This is a genomic window from Luteimonas panaciterrae, assembly GCF_020511115.1.
GTDB classification, from domain to species: domain Bacteria; phylum Pseudomonadota; class Gammaproteobacteria; order Xanthomonadales; family Xanthomonadaceae; genus Luteimonas; species Luteimonas panaciterrae.
Map to the genome: position 1 here is coordinate 326,972 of NZ_JAJAVH010000001.1, position 18,857 is coordinate 345,828.

Below are 18,857 nucleotides of genomic sequence, written 5' to 3' on the forward strand. Positions count from 1 at the left end.
CGGACAGTACAGGAATTATCCCCATTCCGCGCCGCACGTCACGCTGCCCGGCGCCCGGTTGTGACAGGGCGCCGGCATGGATTCACCGCAACCAGCCCTTGCGCTTGATGTAGACCAGCGGCAGCAGCGCGGCGAACAGCGTGAGCACGATCGACATGGTGAAGCCGTGCTTCCAGGTCAGTTCCGGCATCACCGAGAAGTTCATGCCGTAGAAGGTCGCCACCAGCGTCGGCGGCAGGAACACCGCCGTGATGATGGTGAACACCTTCACGATCTGGTTCTGCTGGATGTTGAGCAGGCCGACCACCGAGTTCTGCAGATAGCGCACCTTGTCGTGCTCGAACATGGCGTGCTCCTTCACGCCGTTGACGTCGGCAATCAGCTCCTTTACCAGCGCCTGCAGGTCGGGTTCCTTGCGGCCGTCCACCTCGCCGTTGAGATAGCGCACCACGCGCGCCAGGCCGAGCTGGCTTTCCAGGCAGCGCGAGATCAGCTCCTCGCTGTCGTTGAGATCGAGCAGGGTTTCGGTGAGATCGCTCACGCCCAGCTCGCGTCCGGACGTGCCGGTATCGCTGGACAGCTTGGCGATAGTGTCGGCCGTCTGCTCCAGTTCCTCGGCGATGCCCTCGATCACCTGGCTGGTGCCGTCGTTGACGCCGGCCAGGATCATGCGCAGCAGCGACTTGGCGTCCGTGGCCAGGCCGCTCTTGCGCGCGAGCCGCTGCAGGGCGCGGCTGAGCGGCGTGAATTCCGGCGTGTCGTGCAGCGTCACTAGCAGGCGGTCGCCCAGCACGAAGGTGACCTTGTGAAACTCCGGCTCGCGGTGCTCGTTCATCGCCACGATCTCCGCGAACAGGGACACGTACTCCTCGTCCTCGTGGACGCTGGAGTGCTGCAGCTGCGGATCGACGTTGTAGTGCTCGCGCAGCAGGTCGAGATCGCCCGGCTGCGTCTGGCCGACGTCGATCCACAGGAAGCCGCCGTGCCCGGGCAATGGCGCCAGGCCGGTCTGCGACTTGATCTTGTCCTCGTGCAGGAAGATGGAACGGATCATGGGAGTCTCCCGAATCGAAATGACGAAGTAAGGAATTGCAAAGGAAGGTCAGCGCGCGGCCAGCGGCGTGCGCAGGATCTGTCCGGTGGCGGCGTCGATTTCCACCTGCCAGGGCTTGCCGTCGCGCGTGGCGATGGCCTGGAAGCCGCTACCGCCCGCATGGACGTCACGGATTTCCTTGAAGCCGCCGCGCACGAGCGCCTGTCGCGCTTGCGGCAACGTCATCGGTTCGGCAAGCGCTGCTGAAACGCGCTTCGTCTTCGCGCTGAAATCGTCGTGCGCGGGCGAGGTCGAGGATGTCTTCGTCGGCGCCTCATCGGGCTGCATCTGGTGGATCGCCAGCAGGACCGCCGAGAGCAGGACGTAGAGAATGATCACGGCGAGGATCACTTCGTTCTCCAGCCGCGATTTCTGGATTTCGGGGCGTGCGCGCTTGAGGTTCATGGGCGTTCTCCGCAACGTGGGTGGGTCAGTGGGGAATCAGGACGCTCAGGCCGTGCGTCAGCCAGGGGCCGTTCTCCGGTCGACTTGGCAGTGGCCGGGCGGCGTGATGGCCGCGTCGTCGACGGACAGGCTCGCGCCCGCCCATGCGCGGAACGCGCACAACGGCATGCAGATCGCCAGCATCGCGGCAAGCGAAAACTTGAAGGGCATCGGCGCTCTCCGGAACACGGAAACGCCAAAGGCCTCCCACTCGGGAGTTGCGTGGATTGCGTTGGGGATTACGAGGCTAGGGCGCGAGTGCCAGTTCGCGTGCCACGGCCCCGTCCTGAGCGGACGGGACCGACCTTGGGGTCAGCGGGTCCGTCGGCTCAGGAGCGGCAACGAGATCGACTATGACTGTCCAAGGTGGGTGGCCTCTGGGCGGGGTGGGAAACGAAGGCGCGCACTATAAGCGCGCGCATGGCGAGGGGCAACCCGTGATTCGCGGGTTTTACGGGCAATTTATAGGCGGGTTCATGCGGGCAATTCCGTGAGGAAGCGATCAATGCAGGCCGTGCCTGATGTTGCCCGGTCGCAGGGCCGCATCGACGGCCCCGATGCACAAACGCTTCTCGCTTCACGCGACCGGTCTCCGGCATCATGCCGTGATGCCCGAACAGCGCGGCCAACGCAGCGGTTTCCGCCTGATCCACTCCAACGCGCTCGACGTGCTGGCCGCGGTGCTGGCCGAACGCCTGCGCGCGCCGCCATCCGACGGCGATTGGCTGCGGCCGGAAACGGTGCTGGTGCCGCAATACTCGATGCGGCGCTGGTTGCAGCAGTTCCTGGCCGAGCGCACCGGCATCTGCGCCAACGTGCGCTTCCTCACGCCGGGCGAATTCGTCGACATGGCGCTCGACGCCAATCTCGGCGCCGCCGCGCCCGCCGATCGTCTGCGGCCGGAAGCGTTGCGCTGGCATCTGTTGCGCGAACTGCGCGTGCGCCCGCCCACCGATTACGCACGCTTCGTCGCTAATACCGACGGCGCCGGCGAACGCAAGGCATGGTCACTGGCCTGCGCCCTGTCCGAGACGTTCGAGAAATATCAGGCCTGGCGCCGCGATCTGCTGTTGCGCTGGGAAGCCGGCGCCGAACCCAAGGACGCGCAGGCGCAGCTGTGGCGCCGCATCGCCCGCGGGCGCGCGCATCGCGCGCGGCGCATCGGCGATTACCTGCGGCATTACGGCGCCGAGAGTGCCGCCACACCGCAACAATTGCCGCCACGACTGTTCGTCTTCGCCTGCCAGAACGTCTCGCCGGACGTGCTGCAGGTGATCGCGAGCCAGGCGCGTGCCGGGGAACAGGATTTCTTCCTGCACACGCCCAGCCGCGCCTACTGGGGCGATCTCGCGCGCTGGGCGCGCACGTACGTGCCGGCCGAGATCGATCCGGTTGTCGGGAACGACGAAGGCTTGTCCGGTGATCTTTTCAGTTTCGATCACGACAGCCTCGATCGCCGCAATCCCTTGCTGGCCGCGTGGGGGCAGGCCGAACGCGATTTCATCGCCGCGCTCGGTGGCGGCGAAGCGGTGCGGGCGCGCTACGAAGCGCAGGCGTTTGTCGAGCCGCCGCGCGCGACATTGCTAGGACGTCTGCAAGCCGATGTCCTCGACAATCGCGGCCCGCTGATCGAGAACACACTGATCGAGAGCGCCGACCGTGCATGGCCTCGCGCGCGCGTCGATCGTTCCGACACCAGCTTGCAATTCCACGCTTGCCACACGCGCTTGCGCGAAGTGCAGGTGCTGCACGATCAATTGCGTGCGCTGCTGGAAGCGCCAGGCAACGACGATGCGCCACGCCTGGACCCGCGCGACATCGCCGTGCTCGCTCCCGACATCGACGCCTACGCACCGCACATCGAAGCCGTGTTCGGCGGCGCGCTCGGCACGCCGCGCGAGATTCCCTACACCATCGCCGACACCAGCCCGCTGGCCGGCGAGCCGCTGGCGGACGCATTCCTGCGCCTGCTCGATCTGCCGCTGCGGCCGCTGCGCCTGACCGAATTCCTCGATCTGCTCGCGGTGCCGACGATCGCGCGCCGTTTCGATCTCGACGATGGCGCGCGCACCAGCTTGCAAACCTGGCTGGAAACAGCCGGCGCGCGTTGGGGACTCGATGGCGCCGATCGCACGCGCGCCGGTGCCGCGGATGTCGAGCCGCGCCGTCAGCGCGGCGAGGATGCTTATACCCTGCAATTCGCGCTCGATCGGCTCTTGCTCGGTTACGCCGCCGATGCGGAGGAAGACATCGCCGGCGTGGCGCCCTGGCCCGAACTCGAAGGACAGTCGACGCGGGCGCTCGACGGCTGCCTGCGCTTCGTCGCGTTGCTGCACGAAACGGCATCCGCGCTGACCGGCCCGCATGCGCCGGGCGAATGGGCGATGCGGCTCGACCATCTGCTCGATGCCGCTTTCGGCGCCGAACCCGACGACGCCGGCGACCGCCGCACGCTGGAACGCTTGCGCCAGGCCGTGGCCGCCTTCGCCGACGGTGCGTCCGATGCCGATTTCAATGCGCCGGTCGAACATGCGCTGCTGCGCGATCAGCTGCTCGCCGATCTGCATGCGGCCGACGCGCGCGCACCGTTTCTCTCCGGTGGCGTCTGCTTTGGCCGCATGGTGCCGATGCGGCTGATTCCCTTCCGCGTGATCTGCCTGCTCGGACTCGACGACGGCGCCTTCCCCGCACGCGAAACACGTGATCCGCTCAATCGCATCCAACAGGCGCTGGATACGCCACAGCGCCGCATCGGCGATCCCTCGCGGCGCGACGCGGACCGTTATCTGTTCCTGCAGCTATTCAATTCCGCCGGGCGCGTGCTCTATCTCAGCTGGGTGGGCTTCGATGCGCGCGACGGCAGCGTGCGTGAGCCTTCGATGCTGGTGTCCGAGCTGCTCGATGTCGCCGCGCGTTATCACGCCGGCGATGCCGATGCGATCAAGCACGACTTGGTGGTGCGGCATGCCTTGCAGCCGTTTTCTCCGGCGGCTTTCGGCGCAGCGCATGTCGATGAAGGCGAGGGTGATTCGCGACGCTTCAGTTTCGATGCGCGCTGGCGTGGGGCGATTGCTGAAAACGCGCCCGCGCAGGAGCCGCTTGTCGAAACGCCGGTATTCGCGGTCGCGCTGCCGCCGCGCACGCGGGCGAGCGAAGAAAGTGACGCCGACGAAGTCGTCACGCTGGAACAACTGCGCCGATCGCTGAGCAGACCGCAGGCGACGTACTTGCGCGAAGGCCTCGGTCTTCGCCTGCCGGAAGACACGCCGCCGCTCGCCGAGCACGAACCTCTCGGCATGCCCGATGCGTTGCAGCGCCACGCGCTGCGCCAGAACATCTTCGAACGATGGCTGGAGACGGGCACGGCGCCGGACCCACAACAGTTGCACGCGAACTTGCTCGCGCGCGCGCAATTGGCGCCCGGTGCCGACGGTCTCGCCACATTGGCGATGGTGACCGCCGAAGTGCGCCCCTTCGCCGAGGCCGCGTTGTCCGCGGGATTCCAGGGCGAAGGCGATCCGGTCAGCTTCGCGCAAACGGTGTTCGATTTCGGAAGCGCGACACCACGCGCGCGCTTCGGCGGCGGATTGTGGGGCCGCTATCCGCAAGGATTCCTGCGCGTCGCGTTGAATCCGGGCGGGCTGCATGGCGGCCATGTTCTGCGACATCGCCTCGACGCACTGGTCGCCGCCATGTTGCACGAGCCGGTGCCGGTGTTCGAGCTGTCCGTCGGCGGCAAGGGGGATTCGCCCCGTATCGAGCAGATTCCGATGCCGGAACCCGAGGACGCGATGCGCGCGTTGCAGTCGCTGCTCGCGCTGCGCCGCCGCCTGTTGCGCGCACCGCTGCCGTTCCTGCCCAAGAGCGGCTATGCGTTCTACCAAGCCGGTGACGAGGATGCCGGTCTGCGCGCCGCCCGCGCGCAGTGGCTCGGCAACGATTTCGGATTGCCAGGCGAGGCCGACGCGACGACGCGGCTGGCCTTGCGTGGCTGCGATCCGTTCCTGGATGGCAATATCGAGATGCGCGCCCGCTTCGCCGATGCTTCGCGAGCGATCTTCGCCGCGCTGATCGAAGGTGACAGCTCCGGCGTGGAGGCGCTGCCATGAGCGGAGCCAACACTCCCGGCGGTGACGCGGTCTTCGACACACGCCTGGACGAACGCAGCCTGATCGAAGCCAGTGCCGGTACCGGCAAGACCTATGCGCTGGCCGGACTGTTCGTGCGCGCCGTGATCGAACGGCGCTTGCGTGTGCCCCAAGTCCTCGCCGTCACGTACACCGTCGCCGCCACGCAGGAGCTGCACGCGCGCGTGCGCCAGCGGCTGGAACGCGCCGAAGCATTGGCGGCGAACTGGCAGGAAGAGGGCGGTGCGGACGACGATGCGGAGACAGCCATGCTCCGCGGGCTGTTGCGCAATGCATTGCACGATGGCAGCGGCGAAACCCTGACGTCGCTGCGCTGGCGTCTCGCGCGCGCGGCGCGCGATCTCGATCTTGCCGCCATCTCGACCATTCATGGGTTCTGCCAGCGCGTGCTCGCCGAGCATGCGCTCGAGACCGCGCAACCCTTGCTCGCCGCCGAGATAGAAGCCCGCGACGCCGCGGCGCGCGCGCGGCTGGCAGTGGAGTTGTGGCGCAAGTTCTCGCAGCAAGAAAGTGATACCGCGCTCTCGGACGATCTGTTCCTGCGCCGCGGCTTCGGCGATCTCGCCGGGCTTGCCGGTGCCATCGATACGCTGCTCGCTCCGGAGCCATTGCTGCCACCGCCACCCCCGGCATTGCCGGCCGATCCGCGGCCGGCGATCGCGGCAAGTTGGCGGGCGTTGCGTACGGCATTCGATGCCGACGGCGACACCGTGCGCGAAGCACTGCAGCTTGCGATCACGGACAGGACGCTCAACAACACTCAGTACAAACCCGCGCACGTCGATACGCTCTGGCGCTGGTTCCTGGCACAGCACCCCGACCTTCCACCCGTGCAGTTGCACGAGAAGTTGGCCAAGTACACGCCACAGGCACTATTGGCTGGAACGAGCCAGAAGGGACAAGGGAAAACGCCGCAATCTCCCCTGTTCGTGAGCATCATGGCGTTCTGTGAAGCGCAGGCGATGCTTTCCATCTGGCAGGAATCTCGCGACCTGCAGCGTCTGCACGCGTTGCGCGAGGCAACCCGTCGCCGCGATGCGGCCTACAAGGCATCGTTCAATGTGCGCGATTACGATGATCTGATCGGCGCCGTGCACGCGGCCGCCGTTGATCCACACATCGGCCCACCGCTGGCGACCGCGCTGCGCGCGCAGTTCCCGCTGGTGCTGGTGGACGAATTCCAGGACACCGACGCGCGGCAGTGGGCGATCTTCGATGCGTTGTTCAGCGATGGCGGCCTTGTGCTCGTCGGCGATCCCAAGCAGGCGATCTATCGATTCCGCGGCGGCGACGTGCACACCTATCTGCAGGCACGCGCGACCGCCGAGGAGACGCTGTCGCTGCAGCGCAACTTCCGCTCGCGTCCCGGCGTGCTCGCCGCCATTGAAGCCTTGTTCGCGCAGGCGCCCGCCGATGCGCTGGGCGAGGGCATCGCCTTCGAGCTGGTGGCGCCTGGAGGCAATGCGCGCGATGACGATCTCCGTCTCGACGGCACGCCGGCGCCCGCACTCGCTTTCCACACCGTGCCGGCGCGCGAGGATGCGCGTGCGAAAGACTGGGCCAAGGAAGATTCGATCCGCATCGCCGCGGCGCTATGCGCGGATGCGATCCGCGACCGGCTGCAGCTTGCCCGCGACGGCCGCCTGCTGCGCCGCGATGGCGCTCTGGGGTTGCGACCGCTCGAACCGCGCGATTGCGCCGTCCTCGTCCGTACGCATCGCGAAGCCGACGCCGTGCGCCGCGCCCTGGTGCGTCGCGGCGTGCCGGCGGTGGCGAGCGGCCGCATCAGCCTGTTCGAAACCGAGGAAGCCGACGAACTGCTGATTTTGCTGCTGGCGCTGCGCGAGGGCCGCGACGATCGCCGCCTGCGCGCGGCATTGGCGACGCGCCTGCTCGGCTGCACCGCCGCCGACATCGATGTGCTCGATCAGGACACTCGTCTCCTGCGCGATTGGCAGCAACGTTTCGAGGACTGGCGCATGCGCTGGGAACGACACGGACCGCAAGCCTTGATCGCGCAGGTCGTCGCCGAACACGCGGCGCGCCTGCTGGCCGAGGCCGATGGCGAACGCCGTGTCACCAATTTGCTGCAGCTCGGCGAACTGTTGCAGGAAGCCGGCAGTCGCAAGCTCGGCACGCAGGGCCAGCTCGACTGGTTGCGTGGCGCCATCGCCACCGCCGAACCGGATGACGAAGCGCAGCAGCCGCGTCTGGAATCCGATGCCGGCCGCGTCCACATCCTGACGTTGCACAAGAGCAAGGGGCTGGAATATCCGCTGGTGTTCCTGCCGTTCGTCGGCATCGGACGCGATCCCCAGCGCAATCTCAAAGTGGCCGTCTATCCATACGAAGGCCAGCGCGTGCGGCAGTGGAAGACCGAACAGACCTATCCCGGCGCGCCGTCGTGGGACGAGGCCGTGCGGCGTCATGTCGAGGAAGATCGCGCCGAGGACATGCGCCTGCTGTACGTCGGCCTCACCCGCGCGCGCGATGCGCTGTGGCTGTGCGGCGGCGCTCTCGCCGAGCACGCGGGAACCGCATTGCAGCGTCTGCTGCAGGGCGATGCGCCATCGCCGGCGTTACGCGAATCGCTTGGCGGCGATCTGCTGTTGAGCGAAGGCTTGCCGGACGCGTCGCCTCGACGCCTGCCGCCAGCGCCCACCGAAACCGTGCCGCCGGCACGTGTCGCGACGCGCCGCCTGCAGCGTGACTGGTGGATCCACAGCTTCAGCCAGCTGCACCAGCAGAAATCGCAGGGCGCGCAGGCGTTGGCCGATGAAGCGCCCGCCGACGACGAACGAGTGACACTGCCTAGCACGGACCCGCGATTGGGCGGCACGCGCTTCGGCAATGCCTTGCATCATGCGCTGGAGCACGTCGATTTCTCCGCGTGGGGTGATCATGACGGCGAGGACATTCCCTCTTTGCAACGCGAGATCTTGCTCGACGCCCTGCGCAGCCAGCGTTATCGCGACGATGATCTCGAAGCCGGCCTGCAGGCGCTGGCGCCACTCATCGCACGCACGCTCAACGTGCGATTGCCAGAAGGTGTCCGGCTTTGCGATCTCGCGCCGGAAGCCCGCGTGTCCGAACTGGAATTCCATTTCGGGTTGCGCGGCGCCGCCACCCGCGATCTGTTGCGGCTGCTGCAGGCGCACGGTCTTCTGCCGGATCGTCACGACTTCGGCGCCTGGCCGCAGTTGTCAGGTCTGATGACCGGCAAGCTCGATCTGACCTATCGCGTCGGCGAGCGCGTCTACGTGCTCGACTACAAATCAAACCAGCTGCCGTCCTACGACCAGACGGCTTTGGCCGAACGGATGCGCGCCAGCGAGTACGACCTGCAGGCTTTGTTGTACGCCGTCGCCTTGCAGCGCTGGCTACGTCTGCGGCTGGGCGTGGCCTACGACTTCGATCGCCACTTTGGCGGAGCGCGTTACGTTTTCTGTCGTGGGCTGGATGCGCGGCACGACTTCGACGGCCTGGAGCCAGCCAGGGGGATCTTCGTCCCTGAGTTGCCGCGCGCGCTCGTCGATGCAGCCGAAGCGCTGCTGGCGGGTGATCCATGAGCCTGCTGTCGCGATTGCGCAAGCACGAGGCAGTGCGCGCGGTCGATCTCGCCCTGGCCGACACGCTGCAACGCCTGCGGCCCGAGACCGATGAGCATGTGCTGGCGGCGGCCGTGCTGGCTTCGCTGGCAGTCGCGCATGGGCACGCCGCCTTCGATCCGGAGCATCCGCAGCTTCTGCTGGGCGAAGCCTCTGGCGATTGGCCGGAGCCCGCGACGTGGCGGGATGCGTTGCGCGCATCGGCCTGGGTCTCGCAGCCAACCGCCGAGCGCATCGCCGATCCTGCAAAACCGCTCGTGCTCGAACATGGGTTGCTGTATCTGCGCCGCTATCGCGAGTACGAACGCCGTCTCGCCGCACGGTTGCTGCGGTTGGCGGCGGCGCCACTCACCGCCTTCAATCGGGAGGCGATCGCGCCGTTGTTCGCCGCGTTGTTCCCGGATGCCAGTGAACAGGACGATCAGGCACGGGCCGCGCTTCAGGCGTTGCTGCGCCCGCTGCTGCTGATCACCGGCGGTCCCGGCACCGGCAAGACCGCCACCATCGCCCGTCTGCTCTTGCTGCTGCTGGCGCAAGCGCGCGCGGACGAGCGTGACGGCCTGCGCATCGCGCTCGCCGCGCCCACGGGGCGTGCCGCCGAACGCATGGCCGAGAGCTTGCGACAGATTTCCGCAGGTCTGCGCGAACTGTCCGGCGTCGATTCCGCGTTGTGCGATGCATTGCCGAAGCAGGCCCACACGCTGCATCGCCTGCTTGGCACGATTCCCGACAGTCCGCGCTTTCGGCATGGGCCGGATCTGCCGTTGCCGTTCGACGTCGTCGTGGTCGACGAGGCCTCGATGGTCGATCTTCCGTTGATGTGCAAACTCGTCGAGGCCGTGCGTGACGGCGCGCGTTTGATCCTGCTCGGTGATCGCGATCAGCTGCCTTCGGTGGAGGCGGGCGATGTGCTGGCCGCCATTGTGGATGCCGCCGTCGATGCCGCGGGCATCGAGCCGCGCGGTCAGCGTGGCGATGTCGTCGATGCCTTGTTGCATGCAAATGGACATGACGAGCGGGTGCTGTCCGCCACCACGGCCGGCCTGCATGGCAGCCGCGTGCATTTGCGCCGCAGCTATCGCCAATCGCGCACGCTCGAACTCGCGCCGTTGGCCGATGCTGTTCGCCAAGGCGATGCGGACACCGCCTGGCAATTGCTGCAGTCCGGCACGCTCTCCGGCGTGCATTTCGAGCCTGGCCTCCTGGACCCATTGCATGGCGCCACGCGTGAACGGCTGCTCGCGCCCTGGCGCGCGTTGCAGACTTGCGCCGATCCCGCGACCGCGCTCCGGCTCGCCGGACAGCAGCGTCTTCTCACGGTGCTGCGAGAAGGGCCGCAGGGTGCCGTCGCCTTGAACGCGCGGATCGAGGAAGCGCTGGCCGGCAGTCACCGCGCGCCGTACTTCCACGGCCGTCTGCTCCTGATCGCCGAGAACAGCACGCGACATGGACTGTTCAACGGCGACATCGGCGTCTGCCTGCGCGATGGGGAAGGCGATGCGCTCGCCTGGTTTGCCGACGGCGCGGGTGGCGTGCGGCATTTCCATCCTTCGACCTTGCCCGCGCATGGCGGTGCGTTCGCCATGACCGTGCATAAGGCGCAGGGGTCCGAATTCGATACCGTTTGGCTACTGCTGCCACGGCGTGACGTGCGTCCGCTTTCGCGCGAGCTGCTCTACACCGCGCTCACGCGTGCCCGTGACGCCGTGCATGTGTGCGCTGGCGAGCCTGTCCTGCGCGCCGCGCTGGGCCGGCGCGCGCAACGCATTTCCGGCTTGTCCGCGCGCTTGTGATTCGCTTGCCGAAGCCTGTGGCCGAGCTTCGTCGAATCAATGTTTTTGTGCGAAGACGTTCTTCACGAAGCTGATCGGATGCGACGACGCTCGAGAGGCGTTATACCGGCGTACAGCCCGGCGTCCATCGACGGCTCTGGCTTCACATCGGACCGACGGTGTCATCGATAACCTCCATCGCCAAGTTAAGGAGGCACAGGACCGGAACAGGGACGGGACGAATGCCCATGAGCCATCACAAACGACATCACATCGACGCGCGCGACGTCACGAAACGTCCTCCCGGGGTGCACACCGCCCCTATGCCGTCCGTGTTGTCGGATCTGGAAGAGACTCACTTCCGCAATCATTTCCGCGATGCGGCCTATTACTCCACCGGGCGCGACTGGAACGATTACGCGCCCGCGTATCGTTACGGCTATGCGGCGCGCGCCGCTTATCGCGGCCGGCGTTTCATCGATGTCGAGCATTTGCTGGCCCGTGATTGGAATGGCCGCAAGGGTGCGTCGCGCCTGCTCTGGGCCGAGGCGCGCGGCGCCGTGATGGATGCCTGGCACCATCTCGACGAGGAATCGCTGCTGAGCGAGCATGCGTCGGGGCGCAGCGAGCGGCATTGAGAAGCACGCAAGACGGCGATTTCGTTTCGTCTGAGGAAGACGGCTATCCTCAACTGGATAATCGATTCGCGATCTCTCCGAGGCCGTGGCTTCTTGCGGACTAGACGGACCCTCTGTTCTTTCTTCGGACAGGCTTGAATCTCGCGAACACGCTCGACTTACCCGAATCACGGGTCGAGGAGTACCATGACGAGCTTCGCACGAGCAGATGGTTGACGGACATGGCGAACTCCCACGACGAACGCAACGGCATCGACCGGACGCAGGCCGAAGAGGCGGTGCGCACGCTGTTGCGCTGGGCCGGTGACGATCCGAAGCGGGAAGGATTGCTGGATACGCCCAAGCGCGTCGTGGACGCGTACGGAGATTGGTTCAGCGGTTACGAGGACGATCCGCGCGAGTATCTGGAGCGCACGTTCGAGGAAGTCGCCGGATACGATGAAATGATCGTGCTGCGCGACATCTCGTTCGAGAGCCATTGCGAGCACCACATGGCGCCGATCATCGGACGGGCGCACGTGGGCTATCTGCCGGACGGCAAGGTGGTCGGCATCAGCAAGCTGGCGCGGGTGGTGGAGACGTATGCGCGGCGGTTCCAGGTGCAGGAGAAGATGACGGCGCAGATCGCGCAGAGCATCCAGGACGTGCTGCATCCGCTCGGCGTCGGCGTGGTGGTGGAAGCCACACACGAGTGCATGACCACGCGCGGCATCCATAAGCGCGGCGTGAGCATGGTGACATCGAAGATGCTCGGCACCTTCCGCGAGGATGCGCGGACGCGCTCGGAATTCCTGCGCTTTCTGCGCGGTGGCCAGGAAGGCTGAAACCGCGCGCCTGGGCCGTGCTTTCGAGGCTCCGGGGTCCCGGAAGGAGTCCCCGGGTTTCCGGTCCTTTAATCGTTGAAAGCCCGTAAAAAAACGGGCCGGCGGCGCAGCGCGTGAGACGGGCCCGGCGTTAAACTGGCGCCTTTCGTCGACCGCGAATCCGTCGTGACCACTTCCATGCCAGCGCCGGGCGCGCGCCGTGCCGCCCTCATGTTCATTTTCATCACCGTCCTGATCGACGTGCTGTCGTTCGGCCTGATCATTCCGGGCCTGCCGCATCTGGTGAAGAACTTCGTCGGCGGCGATACCTCGACGGCCTCGTATTGGATCGCGGTGTTCGGGACCATGTTCGCGGCGATCCAGTTCGTGTCTTCGCCCATCCAGGGCGCGCTGTCGGATCGTTTCGGGCGGCGGCCGGTGATTCTGCTGTCCTGCTTCGGCCTGGGCGTGGATTTCATCTTCATGGCGGTGGCCAACAGCCTGCCGTGGCTGTTCGTCGGCCGTGCGATTTCGGGCGTGTTCTCGGCCAGTTTCACCACGGCCAATGCCTACGTCGCCGACATCACGCCGCCGGAACAGCGCGCCAAGAGTTTCGGCCTGCTGGGCGCGGCGTTCGGCGTCGGTTTCATTCTCGGGCCGGTGATCGGCGGTCAGTTGAGCCACATCGATCCGCGCCTGCCGTTCTGGTTCGCGGCCGGTCTGGCGCTGGTGAATTTCCTGTACGGGTGGTTCGTGCTGCCGGAATCGCTGCCGGTGGAGCGGCGCAGTCCCAAGTTCGACTGGTCGCATGCCAATCCCCTGGGGTCGCTGGAACTGCTGGGGCGCTATCCGCAGGTGTTCGGGCTGGCGGCGGTGGTGCTGCTCGCCAATCTGGCGCACTACGTATATCCGAGCGTGTTCGTGCTGTTCGCCGATTACCGATACGGTTGGGAGGAAGACGACGTCAGCTGGGTGCTGGGCGCGGTCGGTGTGTTGAACGTCGTGGTCAACATCGTGCTGGTGAGCGCCGCAGTGAAAGCGCTGGGCGAGCGGCGCACGTTGTTGCTCGGCCTGGCGTGTGGTGCGCTGGGGTTCGCGATCTATGGAATCGCGGATGTGGGCTGGATCTTCCTGCTCGGTCTGCCGATCAGCGCGTTGTGGGCGATGGCAGCGCCGGCGACCCAGGCGCTGATCACGCGGCAGGTGGGCATGGACGTGCAGGGGCGCATCCAGGGTGCGTTGATGAGTCTGGTGTCGCTGGCGGGCATCGTGGGTCCGACGATCTTCGGTGTCAGCTTCGGCTACTTCATCGGCGCACAGGCGCCGGTGCATCTGCCGGGCGCGCCGTGGTTCCTCGCGGGATTGTTCCTGAGCATCGCCGTGCTGATCGCGTGGCGATATGCGCGCGTCGCGCCGGTACAGGCCTCGGCTGCGGTCGACGCGGCCTGACACGGATACTGCGCGGCGGTCACTGCGGTCACTTTCGGCGCCAACCGTTTTGGGTACAGAATCGCCGCACCGACTGCTTCCAAGGAAGACTGCCATGCGCTTGATCATCGCACTCGTGCTCGCCCTCTCCGCCGCTGGCTGCGGCACGATGCAGTACGAAAACACCAGCGCGGCGGTCGATGCGAATCCGCTATGCGTCAACCAGCCGGATCGTCCCGGTGAACCGGTCGCGAGCAACTGCGAGCGCAAGGCGACGGGAAGCTGGTCGACGGAGCGGAAGAGCGAGCCGGTGGATTTGAGCGGCAAGAAGAAAGAAGACTAAGCGGGCGCCTCAAAATGGCGCCGAGGCGCTTGTTGCTGACAACCTGCGCCGGCCATTCGAGCGCTGAGCGCGATCACGCGCCGGGAACGCGGGGCTAAAGTTTCTCTCGCCACAACGCCAGAACCAGAAAAGAAAAACCCACCTCCCGCGAGGAGGTGGGCCAAGAGCCGAAACCTGGAGAGAGGTTTGGATCAGGTCTTCGGCGGTGACGACGGATCCGCCGGCGGGGTCTGCTGATCATCCTTCGGCGGCTCGGACGCGGGAGGCGTGCTGCCATCGGCCGGCGGAGTCGTGCTGTCCGCAGGCGGGGTGGTCGTATCCGCCGGAGGCGTCGTGGTGTCAGCAGGCGGTGCCGTGGTGTCGGTGGCCGGCGCTGTCGAATCCGCCGGCGGAGTTGCTTCCGGCGTGGCGGATTCTGGCTTCGGGGAACAGGCCGACAGCGTTAGCGCAAGGGCGGCGGCCAGCGGCAACAGGATGCCTTTCATGCAATGTCTCCTCGTCATGGGTCGTTGCGACGCTCACGATTCTCCACATGCAGATGTAGCAGAAGCGTTAGTTTTCGCGAACGAAAACGTATGTTGTGCCGATCCGTGACGCAATCGATTCATGCAAACGTGTTCGATGTACGCAAACGTTCAGGCTGCGAGACGCATCGCGTTGCTCATTGAACATCGGGCAACGATTCCGCCGACATCGGAATCACCGCCCAGAACGGAACATCCGCTTCGGCCCAACTCGCGGCAGCATCGTTGAGGATTTCGAGCAGAATGGCGAACGCCTCAGGCTCGGCGCCGCGCCATGCGGCGATGTGATCGAGCACCAGCACGTAACCCTTGGCCGGCCACCACGACAAATCGCCGAGACAGTCTTCCAGCGCATCCCAGTTGGCGCCGAACCAATCGGGAAAGCGCAACGCCTGGGCGAAGCGCTCGAGGATCTCGTCCTTGTCGGAGCAGCCGGCGCAGTCGATGACGGCGACGGCGAAATCGAGGCCGAGCGCGGCCTCCTCCAGTGCTTCGCGGTCGCGGATGTCGATGAAGTACGCGCCGCTTTGCGCGGGATCGGACAGCAGCGAGCCGAGTTCGAGCGCGCTCATCGCCGCGCGGCCTCTGATTCGGCAATATCAGGCGTGAAGCGGCGGAAGCTGCGGTAGTGATCGTCGGTGTAGAAGAATTCCCGCGGCGGATCGCCGCCGGCGACGATGCGGCGCGCGCCGCGATCATCCGATCCAGGTGTGTCCACGGTGTATTCGCGGTAGTAGCCGCGTGGTTGCCGGGGCAGGCGGCCTTCGCGGTTCTGGAAGGTGCTGCCGTCCTGGCGGTGCGGGAAGGGGCCGCCGTCGCGGATCAGTCGCAGGGTTTCGATCGCTTCTTCGGGCAGCCATGCCGGTGGCGATGCAGTCGATGCGGAGGGCGCGCGGCTTGTCTCCGTCGCGCCCGGCAGCGATTGCGTGGGTGTGCGTGCTTCCTCGTGCGTAGTCGCGGGCGCATGCGCGGGCACGGGCGCGCGCTGCGACCATGCCCAGAGTGCGATCAGGGTCACTACCGCAAGCACCGTGATTGGCCAACCGTGACGGCGCATCGTTCCTCTCGTTTATCGATTTCTCGCTTGTCAGTCGCTGGGTGGTGTGGATCAGCCGCAGGCGATCCTGACGATCTTGCCCTTCTCGTCCAGTTCGATATTCAGGCGGGCGCTGCTGTAGTCCATCGTTACCGCGTCGCCAGGCTTGATCACGCGATCGCGCTTGGCGCCGGTGGCGCTGCGGATGGCGCCGAGCGTGGCATCGCTGGCGTCCTGTCCGACATAGGACTGCACGGCATTGGCGTTGCAATCGCCGGGGGCGTTGGCGTCATCAGGATTGGCGGGCGCGGCGGCCGCGGGTGGTGTCGAGGCGGGTGGCGAAGCACTCGTGTCCGAAGCGTCGGACTGTTCGTGCGCGCAGGCGGACAGGGACATGGCCATCGACAAAGCGAGCAGCATGCGGAACGACATGAGGGCGTCCTCCAGAAGAGAGCGAACAGCCTGCCGCGCCGGGTGTATCAAAAGCGTTAAAGACGATGCCTTGATCTCGCGGAGTTCATCTGACGGCGGCGCGCTTCGCCGCGGGCAGCGCGGCGCGGATCATGGCGTTGTAGCCGACGGAGAGAACACCGAAGCCGGTCTCGGTGGGATGGATCTCGTCGTACCAGAACGCGGGATCGTCGGCATCGCTCACCTGGCTGAAATCGGCGAAGGTGAACAACGAAGGAAACTCACGCTTGGCCGCCGCCAGCACATGATCGCGGAAGCCCTGCACCAGCAGCAGATCGGCGAAGCGCTTCGCTTCCGTCTTGTTGCCGAGCACCGGTTTCATCGGCGGCCACAGCCAGGGGCCGACGTTGCCGATCAGCGGCGCGGCGAGACCGAGGTTCTTGATGCTGACCTTGCCCGGATCGCCGATGCGCTGCAGGCGCGCGTAGCCGTGGCCGACCACGCGGAAGGCACCGCCCACACCGCTCAGCGCCGAGAGCAGGATGCGGTAGCGTTCGAGGATGCCTTCGAATACGCCGGCATTCAGCAGGCGATCGAAGGCCGCGTCGGCGTCCATGCGGCCGGTGTTCGCGAACAGTTTCGCCAGCGGCACCATGCCGTCATTGCCGCCGATGCTGACGCAGACGAGATCGAACTCGCGCGACTTCAGGCGCTCGGCGTAATTCGCGCACAACGCCGGCGTGCACATCTTGGATGCGGTCAGGCCCGGTCCGCCCAGGCGCAGCGAGATGCCGTCGATGCGGGAGAAGCTGTTCCAGTAGAGATTCTTGTACAGCGGTGTGCTGAACCAGGAATCTCCCCAGTACGCGATCGCCGGGCGCGTGCGGAGGTAGTCGCGCCACACGCGGCGGTTGCGGCTGCTGGGCGTGCCGGTGGCGGCGCGGACCTGATCCCAGTTGTCGTAGATGCGCTTGAGCTGCATGGCGGTCTCCGGCGTGGAAACGACAGTGCGTTCGGGATGTGACTATGTCACGCCGCCGGCGCGCGAAACGAGACTGGATGGCGGATCTGGAGGACAGACCCGGCACGTTTCAATCGCGGCGGTCGTCCTCGACAAGCGACAGCGGCGCGGCCACCGTTTCCAGCGAACGCCGTTCGGCCGCCACGCCCCAGATGGCATGCACCAGGCCGGCGCCGATCATCAGCCCCGCGCCGATCAGGTAGCCGATGAAGACGTTGGTGCGGTTGGCGGTCTCGATCAGTGCGCCGAACAGCAACGGTCCGCTGATGCCGCCCAGCGCCGTGCCGAAGGCGTAGAACACCGCGATCGCCAGCGCGCGCATCTCCAGGGGGAAGGTTTCCGCCACCGTGAGATAGGCGGAGCTGGCGGCGGCGGAGGCGAAGAAGAAGATCACCATCCAGGAGATGGTCTGCTGGGTGGCATCGATAACACCCTGCTGAAACAAATAGCCGGACACGGTGAGCAGGAGTCCGGACATGATGTAGGTGAAGGGAATCATGATCCGCCGGCCGAGGCGGTCGAACAGCGGCCCCAGTATCAGCGGCCCGCAGAAGTTGCCGAGCGCGAAGGGCAGGATGTACCAGGGCACGTCGGGCGAGGGCACGTGGTAGAAGTCGGTCAGCACCAGCGCATAGCTGAAGAAGATCGCGTTGTAGAAGAACGCCTGCGAGGTCAGCAGCGCCATGCCCACCATCGAGCGTCGGAGATGGCGCTGGAACAGCACCTGGATCACTTCGAGCAGTGAGGTGTGATCGCGGCTGCGCAGACGCAGGCCCGCTTCGGGCGGCACCGGCTGCAGACGATGGCCCGCGCGTTCGAAGCGCTGCTCGATGCTCTCCACGATGCGGAGCGCCTCGTCGCGATGGCCGTGGATGAGCAGCCAGCGCGGGCTCTCGGGAATCCACCAGCGCATCAGCAGGATCACCAGGCCGAGCGCGGCGCCGATACCGAAGCACAGGCGCCAGCCGAGTTCGCCGCCGACGATGTCCGGATCGAGCAGGTAGATCGCACCCACGGCCCCCACCGCGGCGCCGACCCAGAAGGTGCCGTTGATCGCCAGATCCACCCAGCCGCGATAGCGCGGCGGTGTGAATTCCTGGACGGTGGAATTGATGGCCGAGTATTCGCCGCCGATGCCGGCGCCGGTGAAGAAGCGGAACAGCAGGAAGCTCCACAGATTCCACGAGAACGCGGTGGCGGCGGTGGCGATGATGTAGACGGCCAGCGTGATGAAGAACAGCTTGCGGCGGCCAATGCGGTCGGCGAGCCAGCCGAAGAACAGGGCGCCGAGCACCGCGCCGGCGATGTAGGTGGCGCCGGCCAGCGTGACGTCCGCGCTGCTCAGCCGCAGCAGCGGACTGTCCTTCAGCGCGCCGGCGACGGAACCGGCCAGCGTCACCTCCAGGCCGTCGAGCAGCCAGGTGATCCCGAGCGCGAGCACCAGCAAGGTATGGAAACGGCCCCAGGGCAGACGGTCGAGGCGGGCAGTGAGATCGGTGTCGAAGACCTGCGGCTCGACGGTGGCGGTGGCGGTCATGAAGGAACGGTGTACCCGGTGGCGTGCGGAATGCGGCAGGGTAGCGTGCCG

16 protein-coding genes are annotated in these 18,857 nt (G+C 66.4%); 7 read left to right on the top strand and 9 right to left on the bottom strand.

All coding sequences use genetic code 11. The features are described 5' to 3' along the window. Positions 1-82 precede the first annotated feature (82 nt). Genes LG367_RS01475 through LG367_RS01485 form a run of 3 tightly spaced genes read right to left on the bottom strand, consistent with a single transcriptional unit; the run spans position 83 to position 1,708 of the window. A complete protein-coding gene (locus LG367_RS01475; protein ID WP_226467437.1) occupies positions 83-1,054 on the bottom strand; it encodes a CorA family divalent cation transporter in 972 nt (323 codons plus the stop codon). A 48-nt stretch (positions 1,055-1,102) separates the two neighbouring features. Beyond that, positions 1,103-1,498, bottom strand: coding sequence for a hypothetical protein (locus LG367_RS01480; RefSeq protein ID WP_226467438.1), 396 nt, complete (start codon positions 1,496-1,498; stop codon positions 1,103-1,105). Between the two features lie 57 nt (positions 1,499-1,555). Next, positions 1,556-1,708, bottom strand: coding sequence for a hypothetical protein (locus LG367_RS01485; RefSeq protein WP_226467439.1), 153 nt, complete (start codon positions 1,706-1,708; stop codon positions 1,556-1,558). A gap of 437 nt (positions 1,709-2,145) precedes the next feature. On the opposite strand from LG367_RS01485, the gene recC reads away from it, so the two are divergent. The 7 genes from recC (at position 2,146) to LG367_RS01520 (ending at position 14,277) form a co-directional block, all read left to right on the top strand. Beyond that, positions 2,146-5,646, top strand: coding sequence for an exodeoxyribonuclease V subunit gamma (gene recC / locus LG367_RS01490; RefSeq protein WP_226467440.1), 3,501 nt, complete (start codon positions 2,146-2,148; stop codon positions 5,644-5,646). Next, positions 5,643-9,254, top strand: coding sequence for a UvrD-helicase domain-containing protein (locus LG367_RS01495; RefSeq protein ID WP_226467441.1), 3,612 nt, complete (start codon positions 5,643-5,645; stop codon positions 9,252-9,254). Before recC ends, LG367_RS01495 begins: the two co-directional genes overlap by 4 nt. Continuing rightward, positions 9,251-11,086 carry an exodeoxyribonuclease V subunit alpha gene (gene recD, locus LG367_RS01500; protein WP_226467442.1) on the top strand — a complete coding sequence of 612 codons (1,836 nt, stop codon included), beginning with the start codon at positions 9,251-9,253 and terminating at the stop codon, positions 11,084-11,086. Before LG367_RS01495 ends, recD begins: the two co-directional genes overlap by 4 nt. Before the next feature lie 227 nt (positions 11,087-11,313). Then, positions 11,314-11,703, top strand: coding sequence for a hypothetical protein (locus LG367_RS01505; protein WP_226467443.1), 390 nt, complete (start codon positions 11,314-11,316; stop codon positions 11,701-11,703). 221 nt (positions 11,704-11,924) lie between these two features. After that, positions 11,925-12,527, top strand: coding sequence for a GTP cyclohydrolase I FolE (gene folE / locus LG367_RS01510; RefSeq protein ID WP_226467444.1), 603 nt, complete (start codon positions 11,925-11,927; stop codon positions 12,525-12,527). A gap of 177 nt (positions 12,528-12,704) precedes the next feature. Continuing rightward, a complete protein-coding gene (locus LG367_RS01515; protein ID WP_226467955.1) occupies positions 12,705-13,955 on the top strand; it encodes a TCR/Tet family MFS transporter in 1,251 nt (416 codons plus the stop codon). Between the two features lie 94 nt (positions 13,956-14,049). After that, a complete protein-coding gene (locus LG367_RS01520; protein ID WP_226467445.1) occupies positions 14,050-14,277 on the top strand; it encodes a hypothetical protein in 228 nt (75 codons plus the stop codon). 191 nt (positions 14,278-14,468) lie between these two features. Here LG367_RS01520 and LG367_RS01525 read toward each other — a convergent pair whose 3' ends face one another. From LG367_RS01525 to LG367_RS01550, 6 genes are all read right to left on the bottom strand, one after another. Then, on the bottom strand, positions 14,469-14,762 hold the full coding sequence (locus LG367_RS01525) for a hypothetical protein (RefSeq protein ID WP_226467446.1): 294 nt from the start codon (positions 14,760-14,762) through the stop codon (positions 14,469-14,471). Between the two features lie 176 nt (positions 14,763-14,938). After that, the gene (locus LG367_RS01530) at positions 14,939-15,373 is read right to left on the bottom strand and encodes a barstar family protein (protein WP_226467447.1); all 435 of its coding nucleotides are present in this window, start codon (positions 15,371-15,373) and stop codon (positions 14,939-14,941) included. Beyond that, entirely contained in the window at positions 15,370-15,858 is a 489-nt protein-coding gene (locus LG367_RS01535) for a guanyl-specific ribonuclease (protein ID WP_226467448.1), read from the bottom strand. Before LG367_RS01535 ends, LG367_RS01530 begins: the two co-directional genes overlap by 4 nt. A 51-nt stretch (positions 15,859-15,909) precedes the next feature. Then, the gene (locus LG367_RS01540; RefSeq protein WP_226467449.1) at positions 15,910-16,269 is read right to left on the bottom strand and encodes an I78 family peptidase inhibitor; all 360 of its coding nucleotides are present in this window, start codon (positions 16,267-16,269) and stop codon (positions 15,910-15,912) included. 85 nt (positions 16,270-16,354) lie between these two features. Further along, positions 16,355-17,230, bottom strand: a complete 876-nt coding sequence (locus LG367_RS01545) for an SGNH/GDSL hydrolase family protein (RefSeq protein WP_226467450.1) — start codon at positions 17,228-17,230, stop codon at positions 16,355-16,357. A 109-nt stretch (positions 17,231-17,339) separates the two neighbouring features. Further along, positions 17,340-18,806, bottom strand: coding sequence for an MFS transporter (locus LG367_RS01550; RefSeq protein ID WP_226467451.1), 1,467 nt, complete (start codon positions 18,804-18,806; stop codon positions 17,340-17,342). Positions 18,807-18,857: the final 51 nt, after the last annotated feature.

Bases quoted from the DNA above. Each gene is read 5' to 3' on its own strand.
- LG367_RS01475 (WP_226467437.1), bottom strand. From the start codon at position 1,054: ATGATCCGTTCCATCTTCCTGCACGAGGACAAGATCAAGTCGCAGACC.
- LG367_RS01480 (WP_226467438.1), bottom strand. From the start codon at position 1,498: ATGAACCTCAAGCGCGCACGCCCCGAAATCCAGAAATCGCGGCTGGAG.
- LG367_RS01485 (WP_226467439.1), bottom strand. From the start codon at position 1,708: ATGCCCTTCAAGTTTTCGCTTGCCGCGATGCTGGCGATCTGCATGCCG.
- recC (WP_226467440.1), top strand. From the start codon at position 2,146: ATGCCCGAACAGCGCGGCCAACGCAGCGGTTTCCGCCTGATCCACTCC.
- LG367_RS01495 (WP_226467441.1), top strand. From the start codon at position 5,643: ATGAGCGGAGCCAACACTCCCGGCGGTGACGCGGTCTTCGACACACGC.
- recD (WP_226467442.1), top strand. From the start codon at position 9,251: ATGAGCCTGCTGTCGCGATTGCGCAAGCACGAGGCAGTGCGCGCGGTC.
- LG367_RS01505 (WP_226467443.1), top strand. From the start codon at position 11,314: ATGAGCCATCACAAACGACATCACATCGACGCGCGCGACGTCACGAAA.
- folE (WP_226467444.1), top strand. From the start codon at position 11,925: ATGGCGAACTCCCACGACGAACGCAACGGCATCGACCGGACGCAGGCC.
- LG367_RS01515 (WP_226467955.1), top strand. From the start codon at position 12,705: ATGCCAGCGCCGGGCGCGCGCCGTGCCGCCCTCATGTTCATTTTCATC.
- LG367_RS01520 (WP_226467445.1), top strand. From the start codon at position 14,050: ATGCGCTTGATCATCGCACTCGTGCTCGCCCTCTCCGCCGCTGGCTGC.
- LG367_RS01525 (WP_226467446.1), bottom strand. From the start codon at position 14,762: ATGAAAGGCATCCTGTTGCCGCTGGCCGCCGCCCTTGCGCTAACGCTG.
- LG367_RS01530 (WP_226467447.1), bottom strand. From the start codon at position 15,373: ATGAGCGCGCTCGAACTCGGCTCGCTGCTGTCCGATCCCGCGCAAAGC.
- LG367_RS01535 (WP_226467448.1), bottom strand. From the start codon at position 15,858: ATGCGCCGTCACGGTTGGCCAATCACGGTGCTTGCGGTAGTGACCCTG.
- LG367_RS01540 (WP_226467449.1), bottom strand. From the start codon at position 16,269: ATGTCGTTCCGCATGCTGCTCGCTTTGTCGATGGCCATGTCCCTGTCC.
- LG367_RS01545 (WP_226467450.1), bottom strand. From the start codon at position 17,230: ATGCAGCTCAAGCGCATCTACGACAACTGGGATCAGGTCCGCGCCGCC.
- LG367_RS01550 (WP_226467451.1), bottom strand. From the start codon at position 18,806: ATGACCGCCACCGCCACCGTCGAGCCGCAGGTCTTCGACACCGATCTC.